Here is an 18,249-nt window from a genome sequence, read left to right as displayed (position 1 = left end):
ACGGCAGGTCGTTGATCTTTGCATTCCACACGCGATGCGCCATCTGCTCGCCCTGACGGCCGCGGCCACCTCCCTCCTGACAGGGGGGGGGGGGGGGCTGATCGCGCCGACGCCGGCATCCGCAGCGGCCCCGCCCCATACACGCTCCGCACGCGAGACCTACGGCGAAGACACCGACTACTGGGCCATGGTGGAGCCCTGCATCAAGACCAAAGACGGAGCCCCCGTGGTGCTGGTTGCCGTCGACGGGGGGCCTACGGGGCGAGGCCGAGCCGTCGTACCAAGATCGACGTGGACGGCCAACCGCTCTGGGGTGAGTCGGTGACAATCTCGTTCCCTCGTGTTCTGTCCGAGGACCAGGCGCGACTCTTCGCCGGAAGGTCTCCGCCCGGGCGAAGAGAAGTAGCCCTAACCGAGCGGTCTACCCGCTCACGGGTCGGCTGATCGGCCTCTGTGATTCGCCGTACACCGGGATCAGCCGGGAGTCGCTCTCGTATGGCCGACGCAACTACCGGTGCAGCGGCAAGGCTGAGACCGTGCCAGGCAGCGGAGTGTGCAGCTGCTCGTACATCGACGCCGCGGCTGTGGAGCAACGGGTCTGGTCCGAAGTCGTCACTCTGCTTGGCGACTCGAAGAAGCTGGAGGCATTGGCGGCCGAGTGGGTCGGTATGTCCGACGGCAACCAGGAGGCCCACGCCGAGCGAATCGTGGACCTCGACCGTCAAATAGACTCGATGAAAGCCTCAATAGCTGCGGTGATCGTGGCCGCTGCCAAGCAGCAACAGTCCCCGGACGCCATCGCTGCTGCGACCGCGACCCTGAGCGAAGAGCTACGGCAGCTGGAGGAGATGCGTGCCGAGGCCCACGCGTGGATGGTCGAGGTCGAGGAGGCCGAATGCCGGGCCGGTGATCTGAAAGCCTTGTCCAACCTGGCCCGCCATCAGCTTGCAGAAATGAAGGCAGAAGAGCAGACGGAAGTGCTCGACTTGCTCGATGTGAAGGTCTTCATCCTCGGCCCGGTGCCGGTCCGCACCGGTGGCATAGCCTGCACCGTCCAAGCCTGGTACAAAAAAGCCAAGGCAGCCCTCCCGGCGACTGACCTGACGGACGAGCAGTGGTCGCTACTCTCCCATCTGCTCCCTGTTGGTCGGGGCAACCGCGTCCGCCGCTCAGTCGACGCCATCTTCGCCAAGGCCCGCACCGGTGTCTCATGGCCGAAGCTCCGCGAGGAGTACGGCTCGACGAGTACCGCCTCGAAGTACTTCAACGAGTGGGTGGCGCAAGGTATCTGGGCCGAGCTGGACCTGACGCTCGCGGGGGTTGAACGTGTACCGGTGCCTGACCTCGACCTGCTCCCGCCTATGCGAATCGAAGGGCGGGTTGACCCCCGCGTGATGCTGAGCGCAGCAGAACCATCCCGAACGGGATCGTGACGATGAGTACGCAGCAGATGATTCCGGCGAGCGTGTAGGCAAGTGCCATCCAAATGCCGCAGAAAATCAACCAGATGACATTGAGGATGAACCTTATTGCTTCTCACGACCGATGGCGTTGCCCTACGACCGTGCCATGCCCGCCGGTGGGCGTGTCTACGCCCTTAGGGGTTGTTCCTCAGGGTCCGGTCCGGGACGCAGTCTCGGGTAGGGGTCCGGGTGGCGTCAACTCCCCGTGAGGATTTGCCGGGTGCGTCGCGACGGACTGTCGGATATCGCCTTTCCCTTTGTGCTGGTGCCCGGCGGCGGGGCGGTGATGACGAGGGACTCCTCGTGGGCGAACCGGTGAACTCCCGGTCCACCCGGCTCTGCCGGGCCGGTGGTCGAAAGGCGGGCCGGGGGAATCGATCCGTGTCGGCACGAACCGGTGGGTGCGCGGTGGCCGGCGGGCGCGGGTGGCGGTCCGCCGTCCCGGCGGCTGCCTGCGCGGGGCCGGTCCCGGATGCGGCCGGACGGGTTCGGGGTCGGTGCGCTCCGTTGTCGCGGGCGGAAAGTTCGTGCGTGAAACGTGATAAAAGCGGCTGGATCAAGCTCTGCCACAAACGTGATCGCGCCGTTTTCCGCGCGGTGAGTCGGTTCGTGTCGCTACTGGGTGAGGATCGGGCCGGGAAGGCAACGTCACGGTATTCCCGCGGAAATGCGGATCCGGTGGCCGCGGGCGGCGATGCCCGGGCGGGGGAGGCGGGCCCGGGCCGGCGTCGCGGGTGGACAGGACGAAGGGACGGGATCGGATGCTCCTGGAGCGCGACGAGGTTCTTGGCATGGCTGCGACAGCGGCGGCGGCCGTACGGGCGGGCAGCGGGCGCTCGGTCCTGCTCTCGGCGCCGGTGGCCGGCCGGGGGCGGACCGCCGCGTTGGAGGCGATCGTCCGGCAGCAGGCCGGCGGCGACGCCATGCGCGTCGGACGGGCGCGCGGCGTACCGGAGGAGACGGCGTTCCCGTTCGGGCTGGTCCGGCAGCTCTTCGCGGACGACGAGGCCGTTCCCTTCTCGGCACCGGGCGGACCGGACGAACAGCGGCTGTTCCACCGGCTGGTGACGCGCCTGGCCCGGTCGGCCGCCGAGCGGCCGGCGCTGCTCGCGGTGGACGACCTCCACCACGCCGACGAGCCGTCCCGGCGCTGGATCGGCTACCTCGCCCGCCGCATCGCCGACATCCCCGTGCTGCTGGTGGCCACCGAGTGCGCCGACCGGTCCGGTCCGGCCGCCTTCCCGCCCGCCACGGGGGTGTCCGTCGCCCTGCACCCGCTCAGCGTGTCGGCGGTCATCCGCATCGCCCGAGCCGCGGGCCTGGACCAGAAGGCCGCCGCGACCTGCGTCGAGGCGGGTGCCGGCAACCCGGCCCTGGTGCGGGCGCTGGTCGCCGACCTCGGTGACGGGCCGCTCCCTCGCCCGTCGTCCGCCCGGTCCCACAGCCGCTACCGCGACACGATCGCCGACTGGCTGCGGAGGGCGGACCCCTGCCTGCGCCACGCCTGCCTCGCCCTCGTCGTCGCGGTCGAGGAGGGGATGCCGGCCGGCCCCGGCCTCCTCCGCCGGCTCTCCGGCCTCTGCACGTCCCGGCGTCCCCCGGGCGAGCGGTCGGTGCGCCGCCTGAGCAGGCTGCTGAGCCATCCCCTCGCGAGGGAGGCCGTGCTCGCCGCCGCCGAGCCGGAGGAGGTCGCCGAGCTGCACACGCGCATGGCGGAACTGCTCGACGAGAGCGGTGCGCCGGCGACGGCCGTGGCCTCCCGGCTCCTGCGGGTGGATCGGCCGAGCGAGGTGTGGATGGCCCGTTCGCTGGCCGACGCCGCGGAGGAGGCGATGCGCGCCGGCCAGGTCGCGGAGTCCGCCGCGTATCTGCGCCACGCGCTGAGCGGCCCGCTCGATCGCGACCGGCGTGCCGCCCTCTGCCTGCGCCTCGGCGCCCTGGAGCTTCCGAACAACGCGACCGCCGGCATCCGCAGACTCCACACCGGGCTGGAACTGCACACCGATCTGCGGGAACGGGCGACCGCGGCGACGGCCCTGAGCGCCGCCCTCGTCGCGGGCCGGGATCCCGACACCGCGCTGCGGGTCCTTCACCAGGTGAGCCGTGCCGCCGACGACGCCGAGCTCGTCCAGGTGCTGCAGACCCTCGGCGCGCTCGTCTCCTCCCACGACGGCGACGCCTGGCGCGGCGCCGTCGCGGGCCTGCGCGCGCTGGCCCCGACGGTACCCCCGGCCATCGAGCCGCTGGTGTGCGGACTGATCACCGAGTACGAAGCCGGGGCCGGCCTCCGCTCGGCGGCCGAGGTGCTCGCCCGGGTCCGGCCGCGCCTGGCGATGCCGGTGGACCCGCGGCTGCGGACCGCCTGGCTCGGCAGCGCGGCCACCCTGCTGCAATGGGCGGACCGCCTGGAGGAAGCGCGTGAGCTGACCGGCCTGTGCCTGCCCGTCCCGCCCGTCCCCCCGGACCTGACGGACGTGGGTCTGCAGTGTCTGCTCAGCGTCCGGGCCGAGGCGGCGCTCTGGGCGGGGGAATTCGACCGCGTCATCGCGGAGAACGCCGCCCTGGTGGCGGCGACCGCGGGGCAGGGCGTGCGACTGCCGCATCTGGCGGCCATGGTGGCGACGGCCCTGTGCGAGACGGGCCGGCGCGCCGGGGCGTGGGAGGCCGTGGCCCTCGCCGGCCCGTCCGGCAGCGACAGGTCCTGGGAGTGGAACGAACTCGGCTACACCCGGGCCCTGCTGCACGCGGCGGACGGCGACTGGCAGGCCGCCCTCGACGACTACCTGCGCTGCGGAGCCGGCCAGAGCGCCCGTGACTTCGTCAGTCCGGTCGCCACGCCGTGGCGTTCCGGGGCGGCGCTCGCCCTGGTGCGGCTCGGGCGGCGGGAGGAGGCGCGCGAACTCGCCGAGGAGGAACTGCGCCACGCCCGGACCTGGGGCACCGCGCGTACCGTCGGCCGGGCGCTGCGGGCGTACGCCGCGACCGTGGGCGGCAGGCTGGCCCTGTGTTCGCTGACCGAGGGCGCCGAACTGCTCAGGCCGGGTTCCGCGCCCGTGGAACTCGTGGAGGTCCTGGTCGATCTCGGCCGGGCCCACCTCGAAGCGGGCAACGGCCGCAAGGGGCGTGACACGCTGCGCGAGGCGCACGCCGCGGCCCGGCGACTGGCCGCACCCGCTCCGGAGGCCGGAGGGCCGGCCGCCGTCGGCCGTCTCCTCGGCCTGACGCAGGAGGCGTTGCGCGAGGGCGGGGTGCGGAACAGGAACGGCGGACACGCCCTGACCCCCGCCGAACGGCGCGTGGCCGAACTGGCGGCGGCGGGGCACAGCAACGCCCAGATCTCCTCCGCGCTCTGCCTCACCCGCCGCACCGTGGAGACGCACCTCACCAACGCCTACCGGAAGCTGCGGATCGCCCGGCGCACCCAGCTGGTGGCGGTGTTGGAGCGGTAGCAACCCGGGGCGGGTCCGGAGCGGGGCCGGACCCGCGGCGGGCCGGGGAGCGCGCCGCCCCCGCCCGGGGTGCGGGTGCACCCGGCCCGGACGGGGACGGCGCCGGTTCATGCGGTGCGATCAGGACTTCGACAGGGTGAAGGAGACCGCGGCGTTGTCACCGCCACCCCCCTGCCAGGTGCACTTGTACCCGGCCGGGGCGTCGCAGCTGTAGCTGTTGCTGCCCGTGTAGGGGTTGTTCCAGTGCACCTTCACCTTGTTCTGCTCCCCGAGCACGTCGAAGGTCACGTCGCCCTCCGTGCCGGTCATGAAGCCGTCCGACTCGCTCGCCCACTTCGCGGTGATACCGGACTGGACCATGGACGGGGGCATCCCGCCGTCGGACCAGATCCCCCACTGCAGGCTCGCGCCGGAGCGGGTGAGCAGCTTGCCGGAGTTGTTGGTCAGGTTGACGGACGTGCTCCGGGCGGCGGAGAGGAGGCTGGGCGACTCCGTGGCGGCCGGGGACACGGCGGCCAGGGACGCGCGCCCGATGCTGAACGTCACCGAGGTGTTGTCCCCGCTGCCACCGCTCCGGGAGCAGGTGTACCCGTACGGGACGGAGCAGCTGTAGTCGTTGCTGCCCCAGTAGGGGTTGTTCCAGTGCAGCTTGACCTCGCCACCGTCGGCGAGCGTGTAGGTGATGTTCCCCTCGGTCCCGGTCGCGAAGCCGCAGGACTCGCTCTGCCAGCTGGCCGACTTGGTGTTGGGGACGTAGTCGGACGGCAGCATGTCGTTCGTCCAGCAGCCGTGGTCGAGCTTCTCCCACGTCTTGGTCAGGCCGGACCCGCTGTTGTTGGAGAGGGTGACCTTCGTGGAACGGTCCGCGGTGATCCGCGGCACGCTCGCCGACTCGCTCTCGGCGGCCGGGCGCTGCGCCGCGGACGCCTGCGGCCCGGTCTGTCCGGCCGCGGCCTGGGCGGACGGGGCGAGGGCGACCGCTCCGGCCGCCATCAGCAGGGCGGTGAGGGCGCCGGCGGCCGTGCGGCCCAGACCGGTGATGGACGTCGTACGCTGCATGGGTCTACCAACTCTCTTCGAGGCCGGGCGAGCGGACGTGTCTCACGCTCGCCTTGTTTCCATCCGGAGGGCGTCACGGCTCGTGCAGGCGCCGGGGGACTCACTGGATGTAGAGGTCCCACCGGTACGCGCCGTCGACCACGACCTGCTCGATCTTGTCCTTGATGGCGCTTCCGAGGCCGTAGAGCACCCAGTAGGCCGCCTGCGCCGCGACGAACGATTCGTACCGGCCGGCGTAGCGCCAGATCTCGATCGCCTGCGTCGAGGCGCCTTCCTGGACGGCGGGCGTCGCGGCGGCGTGCGCCGGGGTGGGGGAGGCCGCGGCGGCGTAGGCCTGGGCGGTGCCGCCGGCGAGAACCGCGGCGGCGAGAGTGGCGCAGAGCGAAGCCACGCGAATTCGCCTGTTCATGACAAGTCCCTCCTGATGTTCCACGTGAACGGCCGGTCACCGGTGGCGGATCGGTCCCGCCCCGGCCCGGCCGTGGGGTGCGGTGGTGGTCACAGACTGGCACGCGACCACCACGCTCGGGCATCGTGGAAAACCGCGAACTTGGCACGGAGCGCGCCCCCGGCCTGGGGTGCGGACCGCGCCCCCGGCCTGGGGCGCGGACGGGGCGCGGTCGGTCGGCGCGGGCCGGGGCCTGTCCCGCACGACAGGCCCCGACGGCGGGGCGGAGGGTGTCCAGCCGTCGGCGCTGCTCCTCGTCGAGGACGAGGTCCAATGCGGCCAGGCTCTCGTCCAGTTGGGCGACGGAGCCGACGCCGAGCACCGGCACGGTCGGGACGGGGTGGCCGATCAGCCGGGCGAGCACCACCTGGTTGACGGTGGCGCCGGTCTCCTCGGCCACCTCTGCCGGCGCGGCCGGCTGCGCCCGCGCCGCCGGCCACCCGTACTGCTCGGGCGGCGGCCGGTCGGGGCGGACAGTACGAGCCGCCGAGCAGCGGGGAGTAGGCGAGCAGTGTCAGCGACGGCCGGGCCGCGAGGAGGGAGAGCAGGGCCTCGTCGGCGTGCCTCTGGATGCCGAAGTCCGCGCCGGGCCGCGGCCGCAGGTAGCTGTGGCGCTGCTGGACGCACCGCTAGCCGGGCCAACTCCGTTCGGCGGCGAGGTCGTTGGCGACAGCCAGGTCGGCGGCGCGGTGGCTGCTGCAGCCGAGGGCGGTGACCTTGCCGTCGGCGACCAGCCCGTCGAAGGCGCCCATGGTCTCTTCGAGCGGCGTCGCCGGGTCGGTCACGTGCGCGTAGTACAGGTCCAGTCGGTCGGTGCCGAGGCGGCGCAGGCTGCCGTCCGCGGCCTCGCGCAGCGCGCGGGCGGACAGGCCCTCGACGTGTTCGGGGAAGGGCAGCCCGGGCACCGGGCGGGCGCCGGCCTTGGTGGCGAGCACCAGGTCGTCGCGGTTGTGCCGAAGGTCATCGCGCCGAGACAGAGCGCACTGGCGGACCGTCCGTCAGGTCCGAGGCTGCGAGAGCGCATCGGTCTTCCCTCCAGGGGTGTCGTCCAAGGGGTCGCCGGTGGTGACCCGGTCACCGGAATCATGACGCGGCGCGGCCGCCGGGCGGCCGCCGGTCCACCTCGACCGGAGACGGCGGCTGCCCGGCGGCCGCATCCCGGCGGTCACCTCGCGGCCGCTCGGGGGTTCACTCGGCGCGGGGGAGGTAGGCCAGGCCGTGGGCGCCCGGGTCGGCGAGCCTGGGGACGGTCAGGCGGGAGACGGGGGTGAGGGTGGCCAGGTCGATGACGTCGACGGTGGAGGAGACGACGCCGGCGACGTAGGCGAGGCCGCCGTCCGGGGAGGAGGTGATGGTGAGGGGGAAGAGGCCCACCTCGACGGAGCCGAGGCAGCGGTGGTCGTCGGTGGCGAACACGGTGAGGCGGCCCGGGAGTTGGCGCCCCAGGGCGGAGCCGGGGGCGGGGGCCGACCGGACTTCGCCGGCCAGGAGCAGGCCGGTCGAGGTGAGGTGTACCGGCAGGGCCGGGGAGTCCGTCGGGAGGACGGCCGTGACGGTCGCGGTCGGGACGTCGATGACGCGGATGCCCGGCGCCGCGGCGGGGGCGGCGGAGGTGGAGAAGTACGGGCCGGCGGCATAGACCCGGGTGCCGTCGGGGGAGACGGCCAGGCCCTCGCTGCCGGGGACCTCCACCTTGGCGGTCAGCGTGCCCCGTTCGAGGTCCACCACCGAGACGAAGGGTGCCTCCTTGTTGGTGGCGAAGCCGGTCCGGCCGTCCGGGGAGACGGCGAACCAGTGCGGGCCGGGGGCGTCGGTGTCGATCCGGCCGAGCGGGCGACGGGTCGCGGTGTCGATGACCACGACCCCGCCGGGGCGGTCCTCGCCGCCCTCCACGCTGACGTAGAGGCGGCCCCGGGCGGTGTCCAGCGCCAGCCCGTGCGGGCCGTGCTCGGGGGCGAGGTCGATCACCTCGATGATCCGGCGGGTGTCGGCGTCGATGACGGTCAGCTCGGTGCGGCGGCCGCTGTTGGCGTGGTAGTAGCCCGAGTGGTACGCACTGCTGCACCAGAGCAGCCGCTGGGTCGGGTCGAAGCACAACTCGTGCGGCTCGGCGAGGACTTGGAGAGTATCGAGGTGCCGGTCGGTGGCGGCGTCGAAGAACGAGACGGTCGGGCCGCTCTGGCTGACGACGGCGAGGACGTCGCCGGCACGGGCGGCACGGGAGGCACGGGCGGTGCGGGAGGGCTGGGAGGGCTGGGACACGAGAGCTCCGAGGGGTGATCGAGGAGTGACAGGTGATCACCTGTCGTCTCCACCTTCGGGGCGGGTGCCGGCGGGAACAATGCAAGGATCGGCATCGGATAGTTGCGCGGAACACAAAGACACAGCTCAGGAGCGTGTGATCGATGGACCTCAACCTGCTGCGGGCCCTGGACGCCCTGCTCCAGGAGAACAGCGTGACCCGTGCGGCCGAGCGGCTCGGCACCTCGCCGGCGGCGGTCAGCCGGATGCTGGCCCGGCTGCGCCGCGCCGTTGAGGACCCGCTGCTGGTGCGCGCCGGGCAGGGACTCGTCCCGACCCCGCGGGCGCTCGAACTGCGGGAGGAGGTGGGCGCGTTGCTGCGCGGCTGCGACAGCGTGCTGCGCCCCGGCGCCGGGTTCGACCCCGTGCACCTCGACCGCACCTTCACGGTGCAGGCCGGTGAGCTGATGCTGGTGCGGACGGCCGGCGCGCTCGCCGAGCGGATGCGGGCCGAGGCGCCGCGGGTGGACGTGGTGTTCCTGCCGGAGACCCTGGAGGGCGGCCCGGCGCTGCGGCAGGGCCCGGTGGACATCGAGCTCGGCGTGCTCGGCCACCTGGACCCCGAGGTCCGCACCCGTCGGCTGATGAGCGTCCCGCTGGTCGGTCTCGCCCGCGGCGGCCACCCGCTGTTCGACGGCCGCCGGATCACCGCCCGTCGCTTCGCCGCCGCCGACCACATCGGCGTCTCCCGGCGCGGCAAGCGCCTCGGCCCGATCGACACCGCGCTGGCCGGGCTCGGACTGAAGCGCAGGGTGGCGGTCGTCGTGCCGAGCCACACCGGTGCGATGCTGCTGGCCCGGGACAGCGACCTGGTCACCCTCGTCCCGGCGGACTGGCTGCCGGACACCATCGCCGCGCTGGGCCTGCGCACCTTCCCGATCCCGCTCGAACTCGCCCCGCTGGAGCTGGGGATGGCCTGGCACCCGCGCAACGCGGCCGATCCGGGCCACCGCTGGTTCCGCGAGCACGTGGCGGCGGCGGTGCTGGGCGCGGACCCGCACGCCACGGAGTGAACAGGAGGGCGGCGCGGCCCGGCCCGGCCGGCGGCGTAGGGTCGGGATACCCTGCGGGGGTACATATGGCGGGCGTCGCGGACGGGGGCGGAGGATGGCGCGGTTGCGGCCGTTCGGTCCGCCGGTGCCGGGGGCCCTGCGCCTGCTGCTGCTCGCCGCGCTGCTGCTCGGCGTCGTGACCATGCATACGCTCGGCCATCCGGGCGGCGGGCACGGCGGGTCCGACGGACACAGCGGACAGGGCGAACACAGCGGGCGGAGCGGAGCGATCGGCCACGGCGGGCAGAGCGGCCACGGCGGGCGCGAGCGCGCCGGGACGCAGGCCCCGCCGCCGCACCCGTCGGGCGCCGTCCGGCACGGACCGGCCGCCGAGCCCGCCCCCGTCCATCTCGCCCCGGTCCACCGTGCCGCCGGCCACCTCGCCGCCGGCCACCTCGCCGCCGGCCACCTCGCCGCCGGCCACCTCGCCGCCGGCCACCGGGCCGCCTCCGCGGTCGCCACCGTCGGCACCCTCGACCCCGCCGCCCCCGGCGGCATGGACCCGATGGCGGTCTGCCTCGCCGTCCTGGCCGGCTGGACCCTGGTGCTGCTTCTCGCCGGCCCGCTGCTGCGCCGCAGCGGCGACGCCGCCGCCGAGGTACGGGCCCGGCTGCTGCGGGCCCTCCGCGCGCTGCCCCCGCCCGGAGGCGGGCGGATCCTCCTCACCCGGCTTTCGGTGCTGCGTCAGTAGGCGCGCGCCCGCCGTCCCGTGCCCGCGCCCGCTCGGGAGCGCCCACGCGCACCTCCATGTGCCCGCTCGCGCCCCGCGGCGCCCGCGCACGGAACGGCCGACGCGACGCCCTGTACACCCACCCACCGCACGAGGTGCACTCCGCCATGCGCACACCCACCCGTCGTACCGTCCTCGGCGCCGCGCTCGCCGCCGCCGGGACAGGCCTGCTCGCCGCCTGCTCCTCCGACTCCATGCAGGGCATGGACCACGGGTCCATGAACCACGGCTCCACCGTCGGAGCGACCGGAGCGACCGGAGCGACCGGAGCGAGCGGCTCGGCCGGCCCGTCCGCCGCCCCGGCCGGCTACCTCGCCCCGAACGGCCCCGAAGTCGCCGCCGCCGAGGCCGCGCGCAACCCCGGCCCGGAGCGCAAGATCGCGCTCACCGCCACCGAGGCCACCCTCGACCTCGGCGGCCGCACCGTCCGCAGCTGGGCGTACGGCGACCGGTTGCCCGGCCAGGAGGTGCGCGCCACCCTCGGCGACACCCTCGCCGTCACCCTGGCCAACCACCTGCCGCAGTCCACCTCGCTGCACTGGCACGGCCTCGCCCTGCGCAACGACATGGACGGCGTGCCGGGCGTGACCCAGGCCGACATCAGGCCCGGCGGCTCGTTCGAGTACCGCTTCGCGCTCTCCCACCCGGGCACGTACTGGTTCCACCCGCACTCCGGCGTCCAGCAGGACCGCGGCCTGTACGCGCCGCTGATCGTCGAGGACCCCAGGGAGCCGCTGGCCTACGACAAGGAGTGGGTCGTCGTCCTGGACGACTGGGTGGACGGCGTCGACGGCAGCACCCCGGACGCCGTCCTCGCCGAACTCGCCAAGGGCATGGGAGGGATGGACCACTCGGGCGGCTCCGGACACGACATGCCGGGTATGCCGGGTATGTCGGGGATGCCGGGGATGCCCGGGACGGGAGGCGCCCCGAGCGGCGCGGCCCCCGGCCGGATGCTGATGGGCGCCCGGAGCCCACTGCTGGGCGGTGACGCCGGCGACGTCGCGTACCCGTTCCACCTGGTCAACGGAAGGCTCGCCACCGCGCCCGAGACCTTCGCCGCCAAACCCGGCGACCGGATCCGGATCCGCCTGATCAACGCGGGCGGCGACACCGCCTACCGGGTCGCCCTCGGCGGCCACGAGCTGACCGTCACCCACACCGACGGCTTCCCGGTCGAACCGGCCACCACCCAGGCGCTGCTGCTCGGCATGGGCGAGCGCTACGACGTGCTGGTCACCGCCGGGGACGGCGTCTTCCCGCTGACCGCGCTGGCCGAGGGCAAGAACGCCACCGCCCTGGCCGTGCTGCGCACCGGCGGCGGTGCCGCCCCCGAGGCCGCCGCCCGCCCGGCCGAGCTGGACGGCCGGCTGGTCACCGCCGGGCAGCTCAGGGCGGCCCCGGGCGTGCGGCTGCCCGCCAGGGCGCCGGACCGCACGGTGAAGCTGGAGCTCACCGGGGGGATGGCGAAGGCCGACTGGGCGTTCAACGGCCGCAGGTACGACCCGGCGCAGCGCCATCCGGTGGCGGCGGGCGAGCGGGTGCGGCTGGAGTTCCGCAACAGCACCACCATGTGGCACCCCGTCCACCTGCACGGCCACAGCTTCGCGCTGCCCGGCGACGGCCCGCGCAAGGACACCGCGGTCGTGCTGCCGGGCACGACCCTGGCCGTCGACTTCGACGCGGACAACCCGGGGCTGTGGATGGTGCACTGCCACAACGTCTACCACGCGGAGACGGGCATGATGACCGTCCTCGGCTACCGGGCCTGACCCGGGGCTCCCCCCCCCGAGGAAGGGGATGCCGGACTTGACCCCCGAAATGACCCCGAACCGGCGGAACGGTTCGGGGTCATTTCCTCCCCGGCACCCGTCCGGTCGCACCGTGCCACCCCGTGCCACCCGCGCCGACCTGCGCCGTCATGACGTTTTCTTAACGCGGCCCGATGACGGATCCTTAACGGCCGTCGCATAGCGTTTCGCACGGCCGTCGCCCGACGGCGTTTTACGGGGTCTTTAAACAAGAGGTGCAAGGTGGTTTCGTCGGGTACGACGGGGACGGCGGAGACGGACGCGCCGTCGGCGCGAATACGCCTCCGCAGCTGGCTGCTGGAGGACGTGACCGCGGAGAAGCCCGCGCAGCCGACCGCGGCGGAGGGCGCCCCGGAGGCGTCGCCCGGGGGCCCGGCTGCGGGGGACTCCGCCGGGCACGGTGCGCAGGCCGGCCAGCGCTGGTGGCGGGTGATGTGCCTGACCGGCCTGGACTACTTCTCGACGCTCGGCTACCAGCCGGGCATCGCCGCCCTCGCCGCGGGCGTGCTGTCGCCGATCGCCACCATCGTGCTGGTGGTGGTCACCCTGCTGGGCGCGCTGCCGGTCTACCGGCGGGTGGCCAAGGAGAGCCCGCACGGCGAGGGCTCGATCGCGATGCTGGAGCGGCTGCTGTCGTTCTGGAAGGGCAAGCTGTTCGTCCTCGCGCTGCTCGGCTTCGCGGCCACGGACTTCCTGATCACCATCACCCTGTCCGCCGCCGACGCGAGCGCGCACCTGGTGGAGAACCCGCACCTGACCGGCTTCCTCGGCGGCAAGCAGGTGGTGATCACAATGGTCCTGGTGGCGCTGCTCGGCGCGGTCTTCCTCAAGGGCTTCAGCGAGGCGATCGGCCTGGCGGTGTTCCTGGTCGGGACCTACCTGGTGCTGAACGTGGTCGTGGTGGCCGTCGGCCTCTGGAAGATCATCGAGGCGCCGCACGTGGTCACCGACTGGTCGCACGCGCTGACCCTCCAGCACGGCAACCCGATCGTCATGGTCGGCGTGGCCCTGGTGACCTTCCCGAAGCTGGCGCTCGGCCTGTCCGGCTTCGAGACCGGTGTCGCCGTGATGCCGCACATCAAGGGCGACCCGACCGACACCGAGGCCGACCCGGCGGGCCGGATCCGCGGCACCCGCAAGCTGCTGACCACCTCCGCCGTGATCATGAGCTGCTTCCTGATCGCCACCAGCTTCATCACCACGCTGCTCATCCCGGCCGACCAGTTCAAGCCCGGCGGCGACGCCAACGGCCGCGCCCTGGCGTTCCTGGCGCACGAGTACCTGGGCGGCGCCTTCGGCAGCGTCTACGACCTCTCCACCATCGCGATCCTCTGGTTCGCCGGCGCCTCCGCCATGGCGGGCATGCTCAACCTGCTGCCCCGCTACCTGCCGCGCTACGGCATGGCCCCGCACTGGGCGCGCGCGGTGCGGCCGATGGTGATCGTGCTGACCCTGATCGGCTTCCTGGTCACCTGGATCTTCGACGCGAACGTGGACGCCCAGGGCGGCGCGTACGCGACCGGCGTGCTGGTGCTGATCAGCTCCGCCGCCATCGCGGTGACCATCGCCGCCTACCGCAAGCGCGAGCGCGGATGGACCGTCGCCTTCGCGGTCATCTCGGCGATCTTCCTCTACACCACCGTGCTGAACGTGCTGGAGCGGCCGGACGGTCTGAAGATCGGTGCCTGCTTCATCGCCGGGATCATCCTGGTCTCGCTGCTCTCCCGGCTGCGCCGCGCCTTCGAGCTGCGCGTCACCAATGTGGCCATGGACGATGTGGCGGAACGTTTCATCAGGGATTACGCGCACCGCCCGCTGCGACTGATCGCCAACGAGCCGAGCCACCGCGACGTCGCCGAGTACCGCGACAAGATCCGCCAGATCCGCGCCGACAACGACATCCCCGGCGAGGACGACCTGGTCTTCGTCGAGGTGACCGTCCGCGACGCCTCCGACTTCGAGGCCGAGCTCACCGTGCGCGGAGAGGTGCTGCACGGCCGCTACCGGGTGCTCACCCTGGAGAGCTCCAGCATCCCGAACGCGCTCGCCGCGCTCGCGCTGAACATCCGGGACCGCACCGGGCAGCAGCCGCACCTCTACTTCGAGTGGACCGAGGGCAGCCCCTTCGCCCAGTTCCTGCGGTTCTTCCTGTTCGGGCAGGGCGAGGTCGCGCCGGTCACCCGCGAGGTGCTGCGCGAGGCCGAGCCGGACCGCTCGCGCCGCCCGCGCGTGCACGTCGGCTGACCGGGGCCCGTCCGCCCTGGGCGACACGCCGACGGCCCGTCCGCTCCGAGTGAGCGGGCGGGCCGTCGGCGTGTCGGACGGGAACGGCGTCGGACGGGAACGGCGTGAACGACGGACCGCCGCCCGCGCCGGGGCGGGCGCGGGCGGCGGGTCGGTGGGGCGGTGAAGGGGACAGGGACAGGGACAGGGACGGGGGCGGGGGTCAGGAGGGGAGGTCGAGGACCAGGCCGGGCTCGATGAGGTCCGGGTCCTCGCCGACGGCGGCGGCGTTGAGCTCGTACAGCGCGGGCCAGCCGCCGGGGACGCGCAGGACTTCGGCGATGCCGCCGAGGGTGTCGCCCTCGCGGACGGTCCAGGTGCCGTCCTTGGACACGGCCCTGGCCGGGGCGGCGGCCGGCGGCGGCAGGACGCCCTCGCGGCCGTGGCCGCGGGTGGCACGGGCGCCGCAGACGGGCCAGGGGGAGAGGCCGCGGTGGCCGGCCAGGTGCTCGGCGACGGCGATCTGCTGCTCGCGGGTGGCGAGGTCCGCACGCGATGCGTAGGCGAGGCCGCCGTTCTCCCGCCACGTGGGCCGGTCGAACTGGAGGCCGCCGTAGTAGCCGTTGCCGGTGTTGACGCGCCAGTTGCCGCTGCTCTCGCAGTCCGCCACGCGGTCCCAGTCGTAACTGCCGCCGTCCGCCCTTCCGGGGTCGGACCCGCCGTCGCGGCCCGGTGGCGCGGCGTGGGCCGCCGGGGCGGCGGCGAGGGCCACGGTCAGGGCGCAGAGCGCGGTCGGGACGATACGGCGCAGACAGACGGTGGGAGGCATCGGCGGCTCTCGGACTGGGGGACAGAACCTGCGCCGTCCGCGGACGGCGCCCCTCCACCCATGCACGCCGGACGGGGTGTTCCGGCGCCGACACGTCCGGAAGGTCACCCGCACGGCGGCCCGGTACCACCTCGGTGGCCCGCGGCCGATCGGCCGTCACCTCGCCTTCGGGGCCGACCCCTCCCAGCAGGTCGTCGTCTCCTGGCAGGTGCCGCACGCGGTGACCGCGCCCTTCGTCCGGATCGGCGTCCGGCCCGGCGACTTCGGCGCCGGTCCACCGGCGTCCACTCCTGGCGGTACCAGAACGTCGGGCTGATCAGCCTCGACGGCAACGACGTCTGCTACAACACCCCGGCCAACCTCGACTGCACCAAAGGCAAGCAGAAGAAGTGGCTGGAGAGCCGGCTCACGGCGCTCCGCGCCGACACCGGCATCGACTTCATCGTCGTCCACCCGCACCAGTGCACGTACTCCACCTGCCACGACAACGGCGCCGAACTCGGCGCGCAGCAGGACTGCTCCCCGCTGTTCGACAAGTACCAGGTGGACCTGGTGCTCAGCGGCCACAACCACGTCTACGAGCGGACCGACCCCATCCGGGCCGGCAAGGGCCACCCGCAAGGCCATCCGCAAGGCCGCCTCCGGCGACACCGTCGACCCCGCGAAGGACGGCACCACCTACGTCGTCGCGGGCGGCGGTGGCGGCGGGCTCTACTCCTACCCGGCCTCCGACACCTACCTCGGGCACGAAAGCGCCAACGACAAGCCCGTGCCGATGGTGGTCGCCGACCGGAGCGGCCACAACCAGACCGTCAAGGTCACCTGGTCCAGGGTCCGCTACACCGGCTACTGCCTGGTCGCGGCCGAGGTGACCCCCGCCGCCGCGGGCCGGCCCGCCCGGATGGAGGTGCGCTCCCTGACTTAGGACGGCACGGCCGTGGACCGGGTCACCGTGCAGCGCGGCTGACCCGACCGGCACCCGGCCCGGTCTGAGTACGGCTACTCAGGCGGCCGGCGGCGGCGCTCCGCGAGCATGGAGGTGTCACTTCGCCGCGGGACACGGGGGAACAGCCATGCTCAGCACGATCGCCGCCGCCCTGGTACCCGTCCTCGGCCGGCTGTCCGTCACCTCCGAGACGGCCGGCCCGGTCACCCCGGGCAGCATCGTCGCGGCCAACCACAGCTCCCTGGCCGACCCGGGAGTGGTGCTGGCCGCACTGCGCCGGCTGGGCACCGAGCCGGTGGTCATGGCCGCCGCCGGGCTGTGGCGGGTACCGGTGCTCGGCAGGGCGCTGCGGGCCGGCGGGCACATCCCCGTCCACCGTGGCACCGCCCGGGCGGCCGGCGCCCTGGACGCCGCCGCGGCGGCGCTGGCGGCCGGCCGGGTCGTCCTCATCTACGGCGAGGGCGGTCTGCCCCGGCGCCGGGACTCCCGCGACGCGGAGCCGGGCGTCTTCCGCACCGGCCTCGCCCGGCTCGCGGCGGCGACCGGCGCCCCGGTGGTGCCGCTCGGCCAGTGCGGCGCCCGCCGCCTCAGCTCGGGCGGCACCGCCAAACAGCTCGCCGGCTTCGCCACCGCCCCCCTGCGCCGCCCCGCCCTGCACGTCCACCTCGGCACCCCGCTCCACCTGCCCGGCGACATCCCCGAGGCCACCGCCGCCGCCCACCGCGCCGTCACCGCCGCCTGGCGCACCGCGGAGCGGTGTGTCAGTGGGCGGTGGGACCGTACGGAGCCCGGGTAGGCCAGGCGGGGGGAACAGGCGGCTGGGGAGGCCCATGTGAACAGTGAACCGACCATCGACTGGGAGCCGCAGTACCGGGGGAACGGCACGCGTCCCGAGGTCCTCGCGTGCTTCGAGCGGTTCGTCTCCGATCCGGACGAGGAAGGGCTGGCCGCCCTGAAGGAGTCGGCCCTTTCGGCCGACGCCCACGCGGGGGACCTGAACGCCCTGGCGTCGGCCCACCTGGTGTCGGGGCAGTTCGCGGAGGCGGTCCCGCTGCTGGAGTTCCTGGCGGACGCGGGGGCGGACGACCCGGCCGTGCGCTGCGACCTCGCCGGCGCCTACGTCCGGATCGGCAGCGTGGACCGGGCCGGACGGGAGCTGGAGCGCGTCCTCGCCGCCTACCCCGGATGCGTCGCGGCCGAGCGGCAACTCGGCGACGTCCGGGCCTGGTTGCAGTGGCACGAGGCTTCGGTGGACCTCGTGCGGCAGCAGGCCGGCATCCTCTCCGAGCTTGTCGGCGACGGGAGCGGCGGCGCCACCGAGTGGCTCGCCCTGGGGCGGGTGCTGTACCAGCTGGCCGCGGTCCCGCGCAGCGGCGTGGACTGGCCGGACGTGGTGGCCGTCCTGGAACGGGCGCAGCACCTCGAACCCGACCAGGAGCAGGTGCTGGAACTCCTCGCGGCGGCGGCGCACCACGCCGGAGCCGAGGCGCCGTGGCGCGCGGCGCTGCTGGAGCTGGAACGGGTCGCTCCCGGGTCCGGGCACCTCGACCACTGGCGGTCGCTCCCGCCCGCCACTCCCGCCAACCCCGACCGGCTGCTCGCCGTCGCCGCCGATCCGGAGCTTGTCCACGGGGCCGTCCGCGACCTCCGGGCGCAGTACCGGGCGAGTCCCAACAACCCGGACGTGCTGCGCTGCGCGGTGCAGGCGGAGATCGGCACGGGCAACGTGGCCGAGGCGCTGTGGCTGGCCGAGGGCCTCGCCGCCGTCGAGGGGCTCGACTTCTACGGGCACGGCGCCCTGGCGATGGTCTACGGAATGGTCGGCGACAGCCGGGCGCGGCACCACGCCGCCGTGGCGCTGGAGCTGGCGCCGGACGACGACGAACGGGCCTACTTCCAGGATCAGTTGGACGGCCTGAGCGCAGGTTGACGCTGATT

The 18,249-nt window shown here is 73.8% G+C and carries 14 protein-coding genes and 3 pseudogenes; 10 read left to right on the top strand and 7 right to left on the bottom strand.

Features of this window, described 5'->3' with window-relative positions; translation table 11 throughout:
- Window positions 1-440 precede the first annotated feature (440 nt).
- The gene (locus tag ACZ6EM_RS00380; protein WP_465771391.1) at window positions 441-1,433 is read left to right on the top strand and encodes a transposase; all 993 of its coding nucleotides are present in this window, start codon (window positions 441-443) and stop codon (window positions 1,431-1,433) included.
- Here ACZ6EM_RS00380 and ACZ6EM_RS00375 read toward each other — a convergent pair.
- A pseudogene (locus ACZ6EM_RS00375) lies at window positions 1,396-1,530 on the bottom strand (YccF domain-containing protein); the annotation flags it as partial. The gene ACZ6EM_RS00380 and the pseudogene ACZ6EM_RS00375 sit on opposite strands and share 38 nt — an antisense overlap.
- 694 nt (window positions 1,531-2,224) lie before the next feature.
- On the opposite strand from ACZ6EM_RS00375, the gene ACZ6EM_RS00370 reads away from it, so the two are divergent.
- On the top strand, window positions 2,225-4,912 hold the full coding sequence (locus ACZ6EM_RS00370) for a helix-turn-helix transcriptional regulator (protein WP_465771258.1): 2,688 nt from the start codon (window positions 2,225-2,227) through the stop codon (window positions 4,910-4,912).
- 120 nt (window positions 4,913-5,032) lie between these two features.
- Here the strand turns inward: ACZ6EM_RS00370 and ACZ6EM_RS00365 are convergent, their stop codons facing one another.
- The 5 genes and pseudogenes from ACZ6EM_RS00365 to ACZ6EM_RS00345 form a co-directional block, all read right to left on the bottom strand.
- Window positions 5,033-5,971: an aegerolysin family protein gene (locus ACZ6EM_RS00365; protein ID WP_465771257.1), complete on the bottom strand. Its 939-nt coding sequence runs from the start codon at window positions 5,969-5,971 to the stop codon at window positions 5,033-5,035.
- A gap of 100 nt (window positions 5,972-6,071) precedes the next feature.
- Complete coding sequence (locus ACZ6EM_RS00360; RefSeq protein ID WP_465771256.1) at window positions 6,072-6,380, bottom strand: hypothetical protein; 309 nt, start codon at window positions 6,378-6,380, stop codon at window positions 6,072-6,074.
- A 277-nt stretch (window positions 6,381-6,657) separates the two neighbouring features.
- Window positions 6,658-6,879: pseudogene (locus ACZ6EM_RS00355) on the bottom strand (aldo/keto reductase); the annotation flags it as partial.
- A 169-nt stretch (window positions 6,880-7,048) separates the two neighbouring features.
- Window positions 7,049-7,354 (bottom strand): aldo/keto reductase, encoded by a 306-nt coding sequence (locus ACZ6EM_RS00350; protein ID WP_465771255.1) that lies wholly within the window; start codon window positions 7,352-7,354, stop codon window positions 7,049-7,051.
- A 253-nt stretch (window positions 7,355-7,607) separates the two neighbouring features.
- Window positions 7,608-8,681 (bottom strand): YncE family protein, encoded by a 1,074-nt coding sequence (locus ACZ6EM_RS00345; protein ID WP_465771253.1) that lies wholly within the window; start codon window positions 8,679-8,681, stop codon window positions 7,608-7,610.
- Between the two features lie 143 nt (window positions 8,682-8,824).
- Between ACZ6EM_RS00345 and ACZ6EM_RS00340 the strand changes: the two genes are divergently transcribed.
- The 4 genes from ACZ6EM_RS00340 (at window position 8,825) to ACZ6EM_RS00325 (ending at window position 14,557) form a co-directional block, all read left to right on the top strand.
- Window positions 8,825-9,733, top strand: a complete 909-nt coding sequence (locus ACZ6EM_RS00340) for a LysR family transcriptional regulator (protein ID WP_401053457.1) — start codon at window positions 8,825-8,827, stop codon at window positions 9,731-9,733.
- Window positions 9,734-9,836: 103 nt separating this feature from the next.
- A complete protein-coding gene (locus ACZ6EM_RS00335; protein WP_465771252.1) occupies window positions 9,837-10,463 on the top strand; it encodes a hypothetical protein in 627 nt (208 codons plus the stop codon).
- 146 nt (window positions 10,464-10,609) lie between these two features.
- On the top strand, window positions 10,610-12,274 hold the full coding sequence (locus ACZ6EM_RS00330; RefSeq protein WP_465771251.1) for a multicopper oxidase family protein: 1,665 nt from the start codon (window positions 10,610-10,612) through the stop codon (window positions 12,272-12,274).
- Between the two features lie 471 nt (window positions 12,275-12,745).
- Window positions 12,746-14,557, top strand: a complete 1,812-nt coding sequence (locus ACZ6EM_RS00325) for an APC family permease (protein ID WP_401055204.1) — start codon at window positions 12,746-12,748, stop codon at window positions 14,555-14,557.
- A 202-nt stretch (window positions 14,558-14,759) separates the two neighbouring features.
- Here the strand turns inward: ACZ6EM_RS00325 and ACZ6EM_RS00320 are convergent, their stop codons facing one another.
- On the bottom strand, window positions 14,760-15,365 hold the full coding sequence (locus ACZ6EM_RS00320) for a transglycosylase family protein (protein ID WP_465771250.1): 606 nt from the start codon (window positions 15,363-15,365) through the stop codon (window positions 14,760-14,762).
- Window positions 15,366-15,425: 60 nt separating this feature from the next.
- Here ACZ6EM_RS00320 and ACZ6EM_RS00315 point away from each other — a divergent pair.
- From ACZ6EM_RS00315 to ACZ6EM_RS00300, 4 genes and pseudogenes are all read left to right on the top strand, one after another.
- Window positions 15,426-15,884: pseudogene (locus tag ACZ6EM_RS00315) on the top strand (hypothetical protein); the annotation flags it as partial.
- A gap of 250 nt (window positions 15,885-16,134) precedes the next feature.
- The gene (locus ACZ6EM_RS00310; RefSeq protein ID WP_465771394.1) at window positions 16,135-16,290 is read left to right on the top strand and encodes a hypothetical protein; all 156 of its coding nucleotides are present in this window, start codon (window positions 16,135-16,137) and stop codon (window positions 16,288-16,290) included.
- 148 nt (window positions 16,291-16,438) lie between these two features.
- On the top strand, window positions 16,439-17,107 hold the full coding sequence (locus tag ACZ6EM_RS00305; RefSeq protein WP_401052991.1) for a lysophospholipid acyltransferase family protein: 669 nt from the start codon (window positions 16,439-16,441) through the stop codon (window positions 17,105-17,107).
- A gap of 36 nt (window positions 17,108-17,143) precedes the next feature.
- Window positions 17,144-18,241, top strand: a complete 1,098-nt coding sequence (locus ACZ6EM_RS00300; protein WP_465771249.1) for a tetratricopeptide repeat protein — start codon at window positions 17,144-17,146, stop codon at window positions 18,239-18,241.
- Window positions 18,242-18,249 lie beyond the last annotated feature (8 nt).

This window comes from Kitasatospora sp. NPDC041917, from assembly GCF_055589745.1.
The sequence above is the reverse complement of the archived record's forward strand: the minus strand, read 5'-3'. Positions and strand labels throughout refer to the sequence as shown.